The organism is Clostridioides sp. ZZV14-6154, assembly GCF_020657785.1.
Classification (GTDB): domain Bacteria; phylum Bacillota; class Clostridia; order Peptostreptococcales; family Peptostreptococcaceae; genus Clostridioides.
The window spans coordinates 28,080-44,310 of sequence record NZ_JAGWCY010000010.1; the positions used below are offsets into that span (position 1 = coordinate 28,080).

Annotated in this window: 13 protein-coding genes and 1 other annotated feature; all 13 genes read left to right on the forward strand. The window is 29.4% G+C overall.

Going from position 1 to position 16,231, the window contains the following annotated elements; all coding sequences use genetic code 11:
• Positions 1-1,047, forward strand: a complete 1,047-nt coding sequence (locus KGF45_RS16090) for a 2-oxo acid dehydrogenase subunit E2 (protein WP_227842885.1) — start codon at positions 1-3, stop codon at positions 1,045-1,047.
• Between the two features lie 169 nt (positions 1,048-1,216).
• Positions 1,217-2,947 carry a dihydrolipoyl dehydrogenase gene (lpdA, locus tag KGF45_RS16095; RefSeq protein ID WP_227842886.1) on the forward strand — a complete coding sequence of 577 codons (1,731 nt, stop codon included), beginning with the start codon at positions 1,217-1,219 and terminating at the stop codon, positions 2,945-2,947.
• A gap of 390 nt (positions 2,948-3,337) precedes the next feature.
• Positions 3,338-6,289, forward strand: a complete 2,952-nt coding sequence (locus KGF45_RS16100; RefSeq protein ID WP_227842887.1) for a sigma 54-interacting transcriptional regulator — start codon at positions 3,338-3,340, stop codon at positions 6,287-6,289.
• A complete protein-coding gene (locus tag KGF45_RS16105) occupies positions 6,264-6,728 on the forward strand; it encodes a PTS sugar transporter subunit IIA (RefSeq protein ID WP_227830179.1) in 465 nt (154 codons plus the stop codon). Before KGF45_RS16100 ends, KGF45_RS16105 begins: the two co-directional genes overlap by 26 nt.
• An 81-nt stretch (positions 6,729-6,809) precedes the next feature.
• Positions 6,810-7,112 carry a PTS sugar transporter subunit IIB gene (locus KGF45_RS16110; protein ID WP_227437087.1) on the forward strand — a complete coding sequence of 101 codons (303 nt, stop codon included), beginning with the start codon at positions 6,810-6,812 and terminating at the stop codon, positions 7,110-7,112.
• Positions 7,113-7,189: 77 nt separating this feature from the next.
• Positions 7,190-8,545 carry a PTS galactitol transporter subunit IIC gene (locus KGF45_RS16115; RefSeq protein WP_227839845.1) on the forward strand — a complete coding sequence of 452 codons (1,356 nt, stop codon included), beginning with the start codon at positions 7,190-7,192 and terminating at the stop codon, positions 8,543-8,545.
• 29 nt (positions 8,546-8,574) lie between these two features.
• The gene (locus KGF45_RS16120; protein ID WP_227842888.1) at positions 8,575-9,048 is read left to right on the forward strand and encodes a hypothetical protein; all 474 of its coding nucleotides are present in this window, start codon (positions 8,575-8,577) and stop codon (positions 9,046-9,048) included.
• Between the two features lie 175 nt (positions 9,049-9,223).
• Positions 9,224-9,874, forward strand: coding sequence for a class II aldolase/adducin family protein (locus tag KGF45_RS16125; RefSeq protein WP_227842889.1), 651 nt, complete (start codon positions 9,224-9,226; stop codon positions 9,872-9,874).
• Positions 9,875-10,052: 178 nt separating this feature from the next.
• Positions 10,053-10,985, forward strand: coding sequence for a biotin/lipoate A/B protein ligase family protein (locus KGF45_RS16130; RefSeq protein WP_227830175.1), 933 nt, complete (start codon positions 10,053-10,055; stop codon positions 10,983-10,985).
• A gap of 277 nt (positions 10,986-11,262) precedes the next feature.
• The gene (gene ispD / locus KGF45_RS16135; RefSeq protein WP_227830174.1) at positions 11,263-11,976 is read left to right on the forward strand and encodes a 2-C-methyl-D-erythritol 4-phosphate cytidylyltransferase; all 714 of its coding nucleotides are present in this window, start codon (positions 11,263-11,265) and stop codon (positions 11,974-11,976) included.
• Entirely contained in the window at positions 11,973-12,458 is a 486-nt protein-coding gene (ispF, locus tag KGF45_RS16140) for a 2-C-methyl-D-erythritol 2,4-cyclodiphosphate synthase (RefSeq protein WP_227830173.1), read from the forward strand. Before ispD ends, ispF begins: the two co-directional genes overlap by 4 nt.
• A gap of 94 nt (positions 12,459-12,552) precedes the next feature.
• Positions 12,553-12,761: a binding site (T-box leader), on the forward strand.
• A gap of 63 nt (positions 12,762-12,824) precedes the next feature.
• On the forward strand, positions 12,825-14,540 hold the full coding sequence (locus KGF45_RS16145; RefSeq protein WP_227830172.1) for a proline--tRNA ligase: 1,716 nt from the start codon (positions 12,825-12,827) through the stop codon (positions 14,538-14,540).
• A gap of 123 nt (positions 14,541-14,663) precedes the next feature.
• A complete protein-coding gene (proS, locus tag KGF45_RS16150; RefSeq protein ID WP_227842890.1) occupies positions 14,664-16,109 on the forward strand; it encodes a proline--tRNA ligase in 1,446 nt (481 codons plus the stop codon).
• Positions 16,110-16,231 lie beyond the last annotated feature (122 nt).

Here is a 16,231-nt window from a genome sequence, read left to right on the forward strand (position 1 = left end):
ATGGTGGCAAATAAAGTAAAAGCCACACCAGCAGCCAGAAATCAAGCAAGAAAAGGCAACATAGAGTTAGATAGGCTGATTGGAAGTGGAGAAAATGGAAGAATACATCTAGTAGATGTGTTAAATTATATAGAAAATAATAAAGTAAAAGCAACTCCTTTAGCAAAAAGAATAGCGGAGGATTTAAATATAGATTTAGAAAATGTTGTAGGTACTGGATATAATAGAAAAATAAAAAAATCAGATATAGAAAAGATACATACAAAAGAGACTCTCGTATCAACTGATGTATCTAAATCTAATGATACAAAAGAAACAAAATCAAAACATGAAAATTTAAGTACATTTAATACTGTAGAAGGAGAGTTTGAAAAGCCAAATCCAATGAGAGCAACTGTAGCAAAACGAATGTCAGAAAGCTACTTCAGTGCTCCTGTATTTACATTCAATATAGAGGTAGATGCTACAGAACTTAAAGCACTTAGAGCAAAATTAATAGATACAGTAAAAGAGTCAACTGGAGTAAAATTAACAATGACAGATTTAATAGTAATGGCTGTGTCTAGAGTACTTCCAAAGCATCAAGCATTAAATTCAGCATGGACGGATAATGGAATATTTAGATATAAAGATATAAATATAGCTATTGCTGTTGGGCTGGATGAAGGTTTATATGTCCCAGTAGTAAAAAATGTAAATGAAAAATCGTTAAAAGAAATAGCCAAAGAAAGCAAAGAACTTGCTGAAAAAGTAAAAACAGGAAAGCTTTTACCAGCAGACCAAGAAGGTAACACATTTACTATAAGCAATGTTGGAATGTATGGAATAACGACATTTACCCCTATAATAAATATGCCTTCAAGTGCGATACTTGGTGTGGGAGCAACTCAAGATAAGTTTGTTCCAGTAAATGGGGAGGCTAAAATAAAACCTATAATGAATTTATCATTAACATCAGACCACAGAATAATAGATGGTACAGTAGCAGCTAAATTCTTAAAGGATTTAAAAGAATTATTAGAAAATCCATTATCAATGCTTGTATAGGTTTTGATATCTTACTCTTTATGTAAATAGATTTAATAGAATACATAAAAGGATGTGTGTAATTTTAATAAATTTAAAATTATTATGTGCAATGTTATTTGTAAAAAATATCTGTATGAATATAAGAGGATTAACTAAAATATATAAAAAATAAATAGGAGGATAGCCTATGTCAGTAGAAGTCATAATGCCAAAAGCTGGAGTAGCTATGGAAGAAGGTACTATAGTATCTTGGCTAAAACAAGAAGGCGAAGAAGTAAAAATTGGAGAACCTATATTAGAGATAACAACAGATAAAGTCAACATGGAAATAGAATCAGAAGGAGAAGGTATACTTGCTGCAATTATACACAAAGAAGAAGGAGAGGTATTACCAGTATTTACAGTAATAGGTGTAATAGCAGAAAAGGGAGAAAAGCAAGAAGAAATAAAGGCTAAATATTTATCTGGAAATATATCAAAAGAGGATTTAATTGTTGAAACAGAAAAAATAGAAATAGAAGAAGAAAAGACAATCAAAAAAGAGGGTAATCATGATTATGATGTGGTAGTAGTAGGTGGAGGCCCTGGAGGGTATTTATCAGCACTAAAAGCAGCTACATTAGGAGGAAAAGTTGCATTAGTAGAAGAGGACACATTAGGAGGAACTTGCCTAAATAGAGGTTGTATTCCTACAAAAACTTATGTAAAAACAGTAGAAATATTAGAAGAAATTGAACAATTATCAAAGAGAGGGGTAAAAGTATCTGTTGATAAGGAACAAGATATAAAAAAGGCTATAAAATATAAAAATAGAGTAGTTAAAAAGCTTACAGCTGGTGTTGGTGGATTGTTAAAAAGCAGAGGAGTAGATGTTTTTAATCTTAAAGCTACTGTCAAAGAAGCACATAAAGTAATATTATCAGATGGAAAAGTTTTAGATACAGAAAATACAATAATTGCCACTGGTTCTAAGGTGAGAATCTTACCAATAAAAGGGATAGAATCAAAATTAATAATAACTAGTACGGAAGCTTTAGATTTAGACATAGTACCAGAAGAGTTAGTAATAATTGGTGGTGGAGTAATAGGTTGTGAATTTGCAGAGATATTCAACTCAAGAGGCTCTAAAGTAACTATAATAGAAATGGAAGACAGAATAATTCCAAGAATGGACAAAGAATTGAGTCAGTCTTTAAGAGATTCACTTAAGAAAAAGGGAATAACTATATTAACTGAAAAGAAAGTTTCTGAATTTAAAGAAGAAGGAAATAAAATAGTAGTATGTATTGAAGGAGAAGAACCAATAAAGGCAGATTTAGGTCTATATGCTATAGGAAGACAAGCTAATCTATCTGGTATAGAAGACTTAGATGTTAAAATAGATAGAGGTTCAATAGTTGTAAATAGCAAAATGGAAACAAGTATACCAAGTATATATGCAGTAGGTGATGTTACTGGAGGTATAATGCTAGCTCATGCAGCTTTTAAAATGGGAGAGGTAGCAGCTTCAAATGCTTTAGGTATGAATGAAGAAGTAGATTTAAGTGCATTACCTAGTTGTGTTTATACAGTTCCAGAGGTTGCATCAGTTGGAGTTGCAGAAGAAGAAGCTAAACAAAAATATAATATAAAAATCGGTAAATTTAACTTTGCTGGAAATGGAAGAGCTTTAGCTTCTGGGCAAGAGCAAGGATATGTAAAAGTAATATCAGATGCTAAATATGGAGAAATTTTAGGTGTGCATATGTTTGGATGTGGTGTAGCAGAACTTATAAATCATGCAGCATCATTTAAGGCATTAGAAATACCTGCCGATGAAGCTAGTGATTTGATTTTTGGTCATCCATGCACTTCAGAAGCTCTAATGGAAGCTTTAGCAGATGTAAATGGTGAGTGTTTACATTTACCAAAAAAATAAGCTATTAACCTAAGTTTATATAATATATAAAATCTTGAAACACTCAATTAGCCATACCCTTTTTGTATAAATGTATGTATTTATACAAAAAGGGGTATTTTTTTGGAAAAATATAACATAGAGTTATTTGTAGTTTTTGTTGTACAAAAAAGATAGTAATATAGAATAATAGTGTCATTTTATATTTATTACAGAAAGATTTAGGAGAAAAGACTTTTTTGTTTTTTAAGATAGTATTATTTGTAAAAAATAAAAAAAATTTTCTTAATATTTAAATAAAAGAATAGCTTGATTTAAACGTTATAAGTTTATGAAGTAAAAAATGGCACAAAAAAAACACTATGTGGCATGTAAGTTGCTTATATAAATAGTAAGGAGGGACAATTACAAATGAGGCAAAGAATAAAAAACTTAATTGAAAATGAAGATAAAAAAAATCCTTTAACAGATGAAGCAATTTCAAGTATGTTAAATATTCGAAGAGAAGATGTTACCTTTTTAAGAAATGAATTAAAAATAGAAGATTCTAGACAAAGAAGAAAAGTTGTTTTGATTAAAGCTATAAAAGATATTGTAAAAGAAGAAAAAAATATAAATAAAAATGATATAACAAGAAGATTAAATAGTATTGGATTTACTGTATCGAGATTTACAGTTATACAGTATTTAAAAGAAATCCAAGATTCTGGTGATTTAAAACATGATAAAGAGCATGATGATAAAAAAGAGGAACTAAATGATAAAGAAGAAAAAATAGATGTAGCCTTTGATAAATTAATAGGAAGTAGTGGAAGTTTAAGTACAATCATCAAATTAGCTAAGGCAGCTATACTTTATCCACCTCATGGATTGCATACTATTATTATGGGTCCAACTGGTGTTGGAAAAAGTGAGTTAGCAGAGTGCATGTATAACTTTGCAGTAGAATCATCTAGATTTCCTAAAAATGCACCATTTATAGTCTTTAATGCAGCTGACTACTCAGAAAATCCACAACTTTTGTTATCTCAATTATTTGGTCATGTTAAGGGTGCTTTTACAGGAGCTGATGAAACTAAAGAAGGTCTGGTAACAAAAGCAGATGGGGGAATCTTGTTTATAGATGAAATACATAGATTGCCGTATGAGGGTCAAGAAATACTCTTTCAATTGATTGATAAGGGAATGGTTAGAAAATTAGGAGAAACAAAGCTTACAAATAAAATAAATGTAATGATTATTTCTGCAACTTCTGAACCAATAGATTCTCATTTACTTAATACCTTTAAAAGACGTATACCTGTGACAATTGAAATACCAGAATTAGTTGCAAGACCATTAAACGAAAGATTTGACATTATAAACAATTTTTTCTTGATAGAAGCCCAAAGAATGGGAGCAAACATACACATAAAATCAGATGTCTTAAAAGCCCTTATGCTTTATGATTGTATAGGAAATGTAGGTCAGCTTAGAAGTGATATTCAGGTAGCTTGTGCTAGAGGACTATTAAATCAACTTACAAATAAACAAAAAGAAGTAACTATAAATATATCAGATGTACCTGGGTATGTGAAACAAGGTCTTATAAGGATAAGAAATTGTAGAGGAAAGATAGAAAATTATGTAGATGGAGATTTAATTATAGATTCAGACTTTCAAATTGAGATAGAAAAGAAAAATGAAGATATATATACTTTCCCAGATGAAATCTACAAACTTACTGAAAGAAGACACATTGATTTATTAGAACAAGGTTTAGACTTTGATGTTATCAATAGGATTGTCGGAGGAGAATTAGAAAGCTGTATTCAGAAGTACATAAAACAAGTTAAAAAAGTTTCTATAACTGAGACTTTACCTGATATAAGTCCTATTGTTGGAAAATACATTGTAGAGTTAACTTATGAAGTAATCAAAATAGCATCACAGTATCTTAATTCATTAGAACCAAATCTACATTTATGTTTAGCAGTTCATTTAAAAGCAGCTTTTGAAAGATTAAAAGAAGGAAAGGTAATATCAAATGCTCATTTGAAAGAGATAATAGGAAATTATCCATTAGAGTATTCTGTAGCAGAAAAGGTAGCACAACATTTAAAGGAAAGATACAATATAAATTTGCCAAAAGAAGAAATAGGTATAATAGCAATATATTTTAAAATGAGTAGTAGAGGAGAAATTTCTGAACAAAAAAAGATAGGTGTACTTCTCATGGCTCATGGAAGAGTTGCATCATCTGTGTGTGAGGTTACTAATAAGTTATTAGGTATTAATCACGCAAGGTATTTGGATATGCCATTTGAGAAAAAGCCGGAAGACATGATTGAAGAAGCTACTACTGTAATAAAAGATATTGATGAAGGAAGAGGAGTAATTATATTAGTTGATATGGGTTCACTTTCATACTTTGGAGATATTATCTCTGGAAAAACAGGGATTGATATAAGAACAATATCTAGATTTGATACATTACTCTGTATAGAAGTCATACGAAGAGCAGTTCTACCAGATTTAACAATAGATGAGATAGTTGATGAAGTTAAAAATATAGAGCCATTAGTAAAAGATAAAGTTAGTAAAGAGGACAATTCAAAAGTAGATAATAGAAAGCCTATAATTGTAACATTATGTATTACTGGATTGGGAGGAGCTTGTAAGATAAAGCAAAGTTTAGAGGAAAGTATTAAAGGGATAAATGAAAAGGTTGATATAGAGACTATTGGTATGATTGAATATCCAAGTCTTGATTTAGAGATAAAACAAATCAGTAATGAAAAAAATGTAATCGCAATAGTTGGAACAATTGATCCTCAGATACCAAACATCCCATTTTTTAGCCTAGTAGACATTAATGATAAAACAAAATTAAATCAAATAAATAACTTAATTGATACAAATCAAATTGCCAAAACAAATAAAAAATATGAATTATCTGATTTAATTCAAAAAGAAGACATATTTGTAGATTTAGAAATTAAATCAAAAGAAGAAGTTCTCAAATATATGAGCAAAAAACTTAGAGAAAAAGGCTATGTAACAAAAAATTTCTATAAAAAAGTAGTGGAAAGAGATAACTTATTTCCAACTGAGTTGTCAGATGGAATAGCAATACCTCATACAGATGGAATTGATGTAATCAGACCAGCAATAAGCATAGTAATCTTAAAAAATCCTATTGTATGGAGTAAAAACAAAGTAAAAATAATACTTCTACTAGCTGTAGACCAGAAATGTTTTAATCCATTGAATACTCTACTTACATTTATAGAAACAGATGAATTTAAAAAAATAAAAAACATTAAAGATAGAGATTTTATTAGGGAGATGATATTAGATGGAGTCAATGCAAATAATCAGTAGCAATTTAATTTTTAAAGATATTGAAGTATCAAGTAATGAAGATGCTTTGAAGTTTTTGGGACAACGTTTATTTGAGGAACAATATGTAAAAAAAAGTTATATAGAAGCAGTCATAGCAAGAGAGAAAAAATATGCAACAGGACTGCCAACAGGAATTTATGGAGTAGCAATACCACATACAGATATAGTCCATGTAAATGAACCAGGGATAGCTATTGGTATATTAAATGAACCTGTAAAATTCATAATGATGGGTACAGATGATACTGAAATTGATGTAAAGGTTATATTTATGTTGGCAGTTAAAGAGCCACAAGAGCAATTACAACTATTAGAAAGACTTATGACAATATTTCAAGATGAAAATATTTTAAATAATATTATTGATTTAAGTGAAGAAAGTGTAAGTGATTTATTAAATTCTAAACTGAATAATTAAACATACACAAATAGTATTAAAAATATAAAAAGTTATCAAAGATTTCTAATTACAGATATCTTTAAAAATAAAATAATTTTAATGGGGGTGAATAATGTGGCTAAAAAAATATTAGTTGCATGTGGAACAGGAGTATGTACTTCAACAATTGCTATAAACAAATTAAAGAAGGCATTAGAAGAAGCTGGTAAATTAGATAGGGTTAGTATTACGCAATGTAAAGTAGTAGAAGTGGCTTCAAAAGCACCAGATTATGATTTAATAATCTGTACTACACAAATATCTAGTAGTATAAAAACACCTGTAATAAATGGGCTACCTTTTTTAACTGGAGTAGGAATGGATAAATTAATCAAAGAAGTGCTTGAAAAATTAGAGTTATAATTTGAATTTTTAAATGAAATAGTCTCTAAAATTTTTCGGTTTTAGAGACTGAAAATTAAATAGAGGAGGAAATTTAGATGGCGATATTAAATTTCATTGTTGGTTTGGGTGCACAAGTAATGATGCCAATAATAATATGTATTTTTGGCTTGATATTAGGTACAAAGCTGGGGAAATCTTTAAGAGCTGGTTTAACAGTAGGTGTTGGATTTATAGGTCTTAATACTATTATAGCTTTGTTAACAGATAACTTAGGTCCAGCTACACAACAAATGGTCAAAAATTTAGGGCTAAGCTTATCAATAATAGATGTTGGATGGCCAGCAGCATCAGCTATAGCTTTTGCATCAACAGTGGGTGCTTTAATTATTCCAATAGGTCTTGTAGTAAATATAGTTATGTTAATTACTAATACAACTCAAACTGTTGATGTAGATATATGGGATTACTGGCATTTTGCATTTACAGGAGCTTTGGTGGCAGGGGCTACACAAAGTGTTATGTGGGGTGTATTTGCAGCAGTAGCAAATATGGTAATTGTTTTAGTAATGGCAGATTTAACAGCTCCAGGTATAGAAGAATACTTAGGAATGCCAGGTATATCTCTTCCTCATGGATTTACACAAGCATTTGTTCCAATTGCTATAGTTGTAAATAAAGTACTAGATTTGATTCCAGGGATAAATAAAATTGAAATAAATGCTGATACATTACAGAAAAAATTTGGTCTATTTGGAGAACCTTTAATAATGGGGTCTTTAATAGGGATAATAATTGGTATTGCAGCGAAGTATGACATAAAAGGTATATTGCAGTTAGGAATAACTATGGGAGCTGTTTTAATACTAATTCCAAAGATGGCAGCTTTGTTAATGGAAGGTTTGTTGCCAGTTTCAGAGGCAGCACAAGAATTTATTGAAAAGAGATTTAAAAATAGAGGTAAAATATACATCGGTTTAGATTCAGCAGTAGGAATAGGACATCCTGTTACATTATCAGTTGCATTAGTACTAGTACCTCTAACTATAGTTATAGCAGCTATCTTACCAGGTAATAAAGTTTTACCTTTTGCAGATTTAGCTGTAATACCATTTGCACTTGTTTTAATCGTCCCAATTACAAAAGGGAATGTATTTAGAACTCTAATAATAGGAATAGTTATTATTACTTCTGGGCTACTAATTGCAACTAATTTAGCACCTCTATTTACCCAAATGGCTTTAAATGCAAGCTTTAAAATGCCTGAAGGAGCAACTATGATTTCAAGTATTTGTGATGGTGCAAATCCATTAAGCTGGGTATTTGTAAAAATTATGAATTACAAAGTAATTGGAGGAATAATTTTGGCTGTTATAGCTTTAGGGATGGCTATCTATAATAGAAGTAGAATAATAAAGGAAAATAAAGCATTATCTACACAAGATGAAGCTTAAATGTAATTTTATTAAGGAGTGTATAAATTATGAAAAAATATATATATGATTCTAAAAGATATATAGTTAGTGTAACAATACCAGGAATTTTTATGATTTTAATATTGATTTATGCACTATTTAATAATTATATAAATCTTAGTATTAATATATATAGCTTGATGATAGTTATTTGTACTTATGGAGTATTTAATACGTTTGTATCTTCAAGTAATCCTAAAATGATTACTATGGACAATAAATACATATGTTTTAGTTCATTTAATATTACACATAAGTATGAAATTAAAGATATAAAAAAAATAAGAATAAGAGAATTTCATGGCAAAAAAATGTATCTAAAAATTAATGATGGTAGTTTTCTTAAGGGGAGATATTGGATAAAAACAAACATGTTTAATGGCAATATAGAATTATATAATTATTTTATTGAATTAGAAGAATGTTTGCACCCAGAATCATTGAAATTTAGAAGTAAAAGCTTAAAGAGTAATGAACTATAAAAAATGAAAATTTCAAATTAAAATCGACTTGTGTTTAGTATAAGTATAGAAGTTTAAATTTTATAAAGAGTTTTTAGAATTTTCAATTAAAATGTCAAGAGTAATATCTTATTGTGTAAGATATATAACAGGAACATATAAAACTATGTTTCTAATAAATGGGAGGATTTAGCTAATGTTATTAGAAAATTTGAGAAAAGAGGTATTACAAGCGTCTTTAGACCTTCTAAACTATAATTTAGTTACATTGACAGGAGGAAATGTCAGTGGAAGAGATGAAGAAACTGGATATATAGCAATCACACCAAGTGGAATGGATTATAGAAATCTTACACCAAGTGATATTGTTGTAATAGATATAGATGGAAATACTGTAGATGGTAAATGGAAAGCATCAGTGGATTCACCAGACCACTTATATATATATAAACATAGAAATGATATAAATAGTATAATACATACACACTCTACATATTCAAGTTGCTTTGCAATTTTAAATGAGTCTATAGAGTGTGCAAGTACAACTCTTGCAAATGAAGTAGGAGGTTCAGTTCCAGTTGCAAAATTTTCACCACCAACATCTAATCAGATGGGAAAATCTGTTATTGATGCAATAGGTGATAAGAGAGCTTGTCTTTTAGCAAATCATGGAGTAATTGCAGTTGGACCATCTGTAAACCATGCATTTACAGCAGCAGTAATGTTAGAAGACGCAGCAAAAGTATATTATTTGGCAAAGTCAATTGGTACACCAGTATTATTGCCAGATGAAGAAATTCAAAGAGCTAGAAATGTATTTCTTAATGTGTATGGTCAGGACAAGTAAACCTAATAAAACTCTCAGAGTAATATAAAAACACAGATGTTCAGTAATAGTAAGGTGTTGTATTATGTTATAATAAGTTTAATGATTTAGAAAGAATAATTTAAAGTTAAATACTATGTAAACTTATTTAAATTTAAAATAAATAGGAAGATAAAATATAAAAGGAGTCTATATTTTTATGTATTACTTATTAAACAAAAACACCAATCCTTACTTTAATTTAGCTCTAGAAGAGTATCTATTTTTAAATGAGAAATATAATGATGATATCATAATCATATGGAGAAATGAAGAATCTATTTTTATAGGAAAAAATCAAAATCCATATCAGGAGATACATCATGATGTTATTGAAAATGGCGAAATTCCCATTTTAAGAAGAATATCTGGTGGAGGTACTGTGTATCATGACTTAGGAAACATCAATATATCATTTATACAAAAAAATAGGAATCTTCATGAAATAGATTTTTTAGAACATACTAAATTTATGCAAAGTATGCTTTTATCATTTGGATTAGATGTATCTATAACAGAAAGAAAAGATTTATTCTTGAATGGTAAAAAAATTTCTGGTTCTGCACAATCTATAAAAAGGCAAAATTCTCTTTATCATGGAACTCTTCTTTATGATTCAGATTTAAATAAATTAACTAAGTATTTAAATTCAGATAAATCAACAGAATCAAAGGCAACTAAGTCTGTTTCAAGCAAAGTTACAAATATTAATTTTCTACTTAAAAAAGATATAAATTATTTTTTAGATTATTGTGTTAATTATATGAAAAATAATATAAAAAATATAAAAGAAATTGAATTAGACGATGATGATATCAAAAGTGTATACAATCTGGTAGAAGATAAATATAAAAAAACAGAATGGATATATAATAAAACGCCTAAGTTTCAAATAGTTTTACCAATTGATAATAAAAGGAAAATCAATGTACATGTTAATAAATGGAAAATATCAAAATGTTTTATTTCTTGTAAAGATGGTATAGTCAATATGGATAAATTGATAGAAGTAGGTTTTAACAAACAAGAAATAAAAAACAATATTTTAGAAAATTATCCAGATTACATGGATTTAATTGATTTAATATTTTAATACAAAACCTCTAGATTGATAAACTTGTTTTATATCAATCTAGAGGTTTAAATATTTTTTATAGATATACAAACTGTTACAAAGTTGTAAAATAAAAAGATGAAGCTATTGAAAAATCAATATAATTTGCAACAGACACACATATTTTAGGCTAGAAAATGGATATTACCTATTTATACAACTGAAAATTTAATATATAATTAATCAGATGGTTAAAATATAAAAACATTAAAAGTTTTAATAAATGATAGGTAAAAATAAAATACGAGGTGATACCATGTATAGTGTTATAATTGTTGCGGCAGGAAGCGGAAGGAGAATGAACTTAGACGTAAATAAGCAGTTCATAAAATTAAGAGAAAAAGAAATCATAGCGCATACAATTCAAGTTTTTTACGAAAATATAAATATAGATGAAATTGTGGTATGTATAAAAAAAGAAGAGGAAGATTTTTTTAAGGAAAATATAATAAATAAATATAACTTTAAAAATATAAAAATAGCATATGGTGGAAAAGAAAGACAAGACTCAATATATAATGGATTAAAAAAATTAGATAAAAATTGTGATATAGTACTTATTCATGATGGAGCGAGACCTTTTGTAGACCATAGAATAATAAATGAATCTATAAAAATGGCTAAAGAAAAAAAGGCCGTGGTTGTAGGTGTACCAGTAAGTGATACTATAAAAATAGTATCTGATGGTACAGTACAAGAAACTCCAGAAAGAAGTCTATTGTGGGCAGCACAGACCCCTCAAACTTTTGAATATAATCTTATAATAAATGCTTATGAACAAGCGTATAAAACTAACTATTATGGAACAGATGACTCAATGTTAGTAGAAAATATAGGGCAAAGTGTTACGATGGTAATGGGTTCTTATGAAAATATAAAAATAACTAGTCCAGAAGATTTAAATATAGCAGAACAAATATTAAATATGGAAAAAAGAGATGAAGTGAATAGTAGAAGGAGAATTGTATGAGAATAGGATTGGGATATGATGTACACAAATTGACAGAAGAAAGAAAACTTATAATTGGTGGAGTAGAGATACCACATGATAAAGGTTTACTAGGTCATTCTGATGCTGATGTATTGATACATGCAATAATGGATTCTATTTTAGGGGCATTAGCTTTAGGCGATATAGGGAAGCATTTCCCAGATACAGATGAAAAATATAAGGGAATAGATAGTATGAAATTATTAGAACATGTATATAATCTAATAACAAGTAAAGGATATAAAATTGGTAATATAGATAGTACTATAATTGCTCAAAGTCCTAAAATGGCTCCTCACATTGAGAGTATGAGAAAAAACATAGCAAAAGCTTTAAGTACAGATATTGAAAACATAAATATAAAAGCAACTACAGAAGAAGGTCTTGGTTTTACAGGAGCAAAACAAGGAATAGCTTCACAAAGTATTTGTTTATTATTATTGACAAGTCAGAATAATTAATATATTATTAGTAATAAGTTTAATGGATATCAAATAATAGGCCTATATAGAATATCTATAATATGTGAATTTAAGTAAAATTAATATAAATATAAAATTAGCTATGATAAAGAAATAGTAAAATGATGAAATCTTCACAGAGAGAAAACAGAGGTGAGAGTTTTCAAGAGGAAGTCTTTGAACCTGTCTTTTAGCTTAAAGGTATAAAAATCTTTACGGTAGGAACCGTTACATTCCCTAAAGAGAGCTATTTATATAGCTAACTAGAGTGGTACCGCGGAAATCAAACCTTTCGTCTCTATACTTGTATAGAGACGAGGGGTTTTTTATATTTTCAGGAAAACAATATTCAGGAGGAATTTATTAATGAAAATGTCTAAAATGTTTATGCCAACATTGAAGGAGATTCCAGCAGATGCTGAAATCACAAGCCATCAATTAATGGTGAGGTCAGGAATGATAAAAAAAATGACTTCAGGAGTTTATAATCAATTGCCAATGGGGTTAAGGGTATTCAAAAAAATTGAGCAAATAATTAGAGAAGAATTAAATAAAAAAGATTGTCAAGAAATATTATGTGCGGCTTTACTTCCATCAGAATTGTGGAAAGAATCTGGAAGATGGACTGCTATGGGTGCAGAAATGTTTAGGTTAAAAGATAGAACAGAAAGAGAGTACTGCCTTGGGCCAACGCATGAAGAAGCTTTTACTGACATAATAAGACAGGAGATTACTTCATATAAACAATTACCACTGAACTTGTATCAAATACAAGTAAAGTATAGAGATGAGAGAAGACCAAGATTTGGTGTTATGAGAACTAAGACTTTTACAATGAAGGATGCATACAGTTTTGATGTAGATGAAGCAGGGTTAGATAAATCATATCAAGATATGTTTGATGCATATGTAAGTATATTTGATAGATGTGGATTAGACAATAGCCCAGTACAGGCAGACTCAGGAGCTATAGGAGGTTCTACATCAGCTGAGTTTATGGTTAAATCAGAAGTTGGAGAAGATGAAGTTGTATTCTGTAGTGGATGTGACTATGCAGCCAATGTAGAAAGAGCAGAGTCTTGTAATGCAGTATCAGAAAAAGAAGAAATGAAGGAATTAGAAGAAGTTCATACACCAGGAGCATCTACAATAAAAGAATTAGAAGAGTTTTTAAATGCTTCTCCAGATAAATTTGCTAAGACTTTAGTATATGAAGCAGATGGGAAAACAGTTGTAGTTGTTGTAAGAGGAGATAGAGAAGTTAATGAAGTCAAAGTATCTAATGCAATAGGTTCTGTTATAGAATTTGCACTTGCTACAGACGATGTTGTAAGAAAAGTAACTAATGCAGAGGTTGGATTTGCTGGACCAATAGGAGTAAATGCTGATTATGTCTTTATAGATAAAGAAATTGTTGAGCAAAGAAATATAGTTGTTGGAGCTAATAAAACTGAGTATCACATAAGAAATGCTAACTATGGAAGAGATTTTAAAGGTATAGTTGGAGACTTTAGAAATGTTCAAGAAGGTGACAAGTGTATAGTATGTGGCAAACCTCTTGAAATAGCTAGAGGTGTTGAAGTAGGACACATATTTAAGTTAGGAACTAAATACTCAGAATCTATGAATGCAAACTTTATTGATAGAGATGGTAAATCAAAACCTATAATAATGGGATGCTATGGTATAGGTGTAGAAAGAACAGCAGCAGCTATAATTGAGCAACATAATGATGAAAAAGGTATAATTTGGCCTTTATCAGTAGCTCCATATCATGTTGTGATAGTTCCAGCAAATATGAAAAATGAGGAACAAATGTCATTAGCTGAAAAGATATATAATGATTTACAAGATATGGGTGTTGAAGTCTTATTAGACGATAGAGATGAAAGAATTGGTGTTAAATTCAACGATTCAGAATTAATAGGAATACCTATGAGAATTACAGTAGGTAAAAATATTGATGAAGGTAAAGTAGAATTTAAACTTAGATACGAAGAAGATAAAGAGTTAATTAAAATAGAAGAAATAAGTGAAAAAGTAAAAGCAGAATTTATCAAAAACAATGTTAAGTTAGGATAATAATTTAAAGAAAGCTACTGTATAGATAATCAGAGTTGTACTTTATAAATGCCCTTTTATCTATATAAAAAAGATAAAAGGGTGTTTTTGTATAAAAACATAATAAATGAGGAGGTAATTAAGATGGCAAAAAATGAAAAACAATTTGTTGAAGAAATAACAAAGATGGAAGATGATTTTCCACAGTGGTATACAGATGTTATAACTAAGACTGATTTAGTTGATTATGCACCAGTAAAAGGATTTATGGTCATAAAACCATACGGATATGCTTTATGGGAAAAAATGCAAGAATTTATGGATAAAAAATTCAAAGAAACTGGACATAAAAACTGTTATTTTCCATTATTGATACCAGAAAGTTTATTAAACAAAGAAGCAGAGCATGTTGAGGGGTTTGCTCCAGAAGTTGCATGGGTAACACATGGAGGAAATAAAAAACTAGAAGAAAGATTATGTGTAAGACCTACTTCAGAAACTATAATATGTACAATGTATGCTAAATGGCTAAAATCATATAGAGAGTTACCATATCTTTATAATCAATGGTGTTCAGTTGTTAGATGGGAAAAATCAACTAGACCTTTCTTAAGAACATCTGAATTCTTATGGCAAGAAGGTCATACATTACATGAAACAGCAGAAGAAGCACAACAAGAAACAATACAACAATTAGAAATATATAAAGCTTTATGTGAAGAATTGCTTGCAATGCCAGTTGTATCTGGTCAAAAAAGTGAAAGTGAAAGATTTGCAGGTGGTGAAAGAACATATACTATAGAAGCTATGATGCATGATGGGAAAGCATTACAATCAGGTACAAGTCACTTCTTAGGACAACACTTTACAAAAGCGTTTGATATTACTTTTGCAGATAGAGAAGGTAACTTAGCTAATCCATATCATACATCTTGGGGAGCATCTACAAGACTTATAGGTGGGCTTATAATGACTCATAGTGATAATAGAGGTTTAGTATTACCACCAAGAGTAGCCCCAATACAAGTTGTTATAGTTCCTATAGCTGCTAAAAAAGGCAATGTAATGGAAACTGTTGATAAAATATATGCAGATTTAAAAGCTAAAGGAGTAACTGTAGAAGTTGATGATAGAGATAACTATACAACTGGATGGAAATTTAATGAGTGGGAAATGAAAGGTGTACCAGTAAGAATTGAAATTGGACCAAAAGATATAGAAAATAATCAAGCTATGATATTTAGAAGAGATACTCTAGAAAAGAGTTCTATGCCTCTAGAAGGATTAGCTGATGCTGTATATAATTTATTTGATGTTATACACAATGATATGTTTGAAAAAGCAAGAAAACATAGAGAAGATAATACATCTGTAGTTGAAAATATGGATGAATTTAGAAAGGCCTTGGAAGAAAAACCAGGATTCATAAAAACTATGTGGTGTGGAGATGCTGAATGTGAGGCTAAGATTAAGGAAGAGACAGGGGCGACTATAAGATGCCTACCTTTTGAACAAGAAAACTTAGGTCACAAGTGTATATATTGTGGAAAAGAAGCAGACCATATGGTAGTAATGGCAAAAGCTTACTAGAATCAAATATTTAAATGTAAAAATAATTTAGCTGGGATGTAAAGTATTAAATACTTTATCCCAGTTTTTTATTGTTTAATATTCTACTAAGATTAATAATACTTTCAATGGGTGATAATAAT

Excerpts from the sequence above, each read along its gene's own strand:
- KGF45_RS16090 (WP_227842885.1), top strand. The coding sequence starts at position 1 with ATGGTGGCAAATAAAGTAAAAGCCACACCAGCAGCCAGAAATCAAGCA.
- lpdA (WP_227842886.1), top strand. The coding sequence starts at position 1,217 with ATGTCAGTAGAAGTCATAATGCCAAAAGCTGGAGTAGCTATGGAAGAA.
- KGF45_RS16100 (WP_227842887.1), top strand. The coding sequence starts at position 3,338 with ATGAGGCAAAGAATAAAAAACTTAATTGAAAATGAAGATAAAAAAAAT.
- KGF45_RS16105 (WP_227830179.1), top strand. The coding sequence starts at position 6,264 with ATGGAGTCAATGCAAATAATCAGTAGCAATTTAATTTTTAAAGATATT.
- KGF45_RS16110 (WP_227437087.1), top strand. The coding sequence starts at position 6,810 with ATGGGGGTGAATAATGTGGCTAAAAAAATATTAGTTGCATGTGGAACA.
- KGF45_RS16115 (WP_227839845.1), top strand. The coding sequence starts at position 7,190 with ATGGCGATATTAAATTTCATTGTTGGTTTGGGTGCACAAGTAATGATG.
- KGF45_RS16120 (WP_227842888.1), top strand. The coding sequence starts at position 8,575 with ATGAAAAAATATATATATGATTCTAAAAGATATATAGTTAGTGTAACA.
- KGF45_RS16125 (WP_227842889.1), top strand. The coding sequence starts at position 9,224 with ATGTTATTAGAAAATTTGAGAAAAGAGGTATTACAAGCGTCTTTAGAC.
- KGF45_RS16130 (WP_227830175.1), top strand. The coding sequence starts at position 10,053 with ATGTATTACTTATTAAACAAAAACACCAATCCTTACTTTAATTTAGCT.
- ispD (WP_227830174.1), top strand. The coding sequence starts at position 11,263 with ATGTATAGTGTTATAATTGTTGCGGCAGGAAGCGGAAGGAGAATGAAC.
- ispF (WP_227830173.1), top strand. The coding sequence starts at position 11,973 with ATGAGAATAGGATTGGGATATGATGTACACAAATTGACAGAAGAAAGA.
- KGF45_RS16145 (WP_227830172.1), top strand. The coding sequence starts at position 12,825 with ATGAAAATGTCTAAAATGTTTATGCCAACATTGAAGGAGATTCCAGCA.
- proS (WP_227842890.1), top strand. The coding sequence starts at position 14,664 with ATGGCAAAAAATGAAAAACAATTTGTTGAAGAAATAACAAAGATGGAA.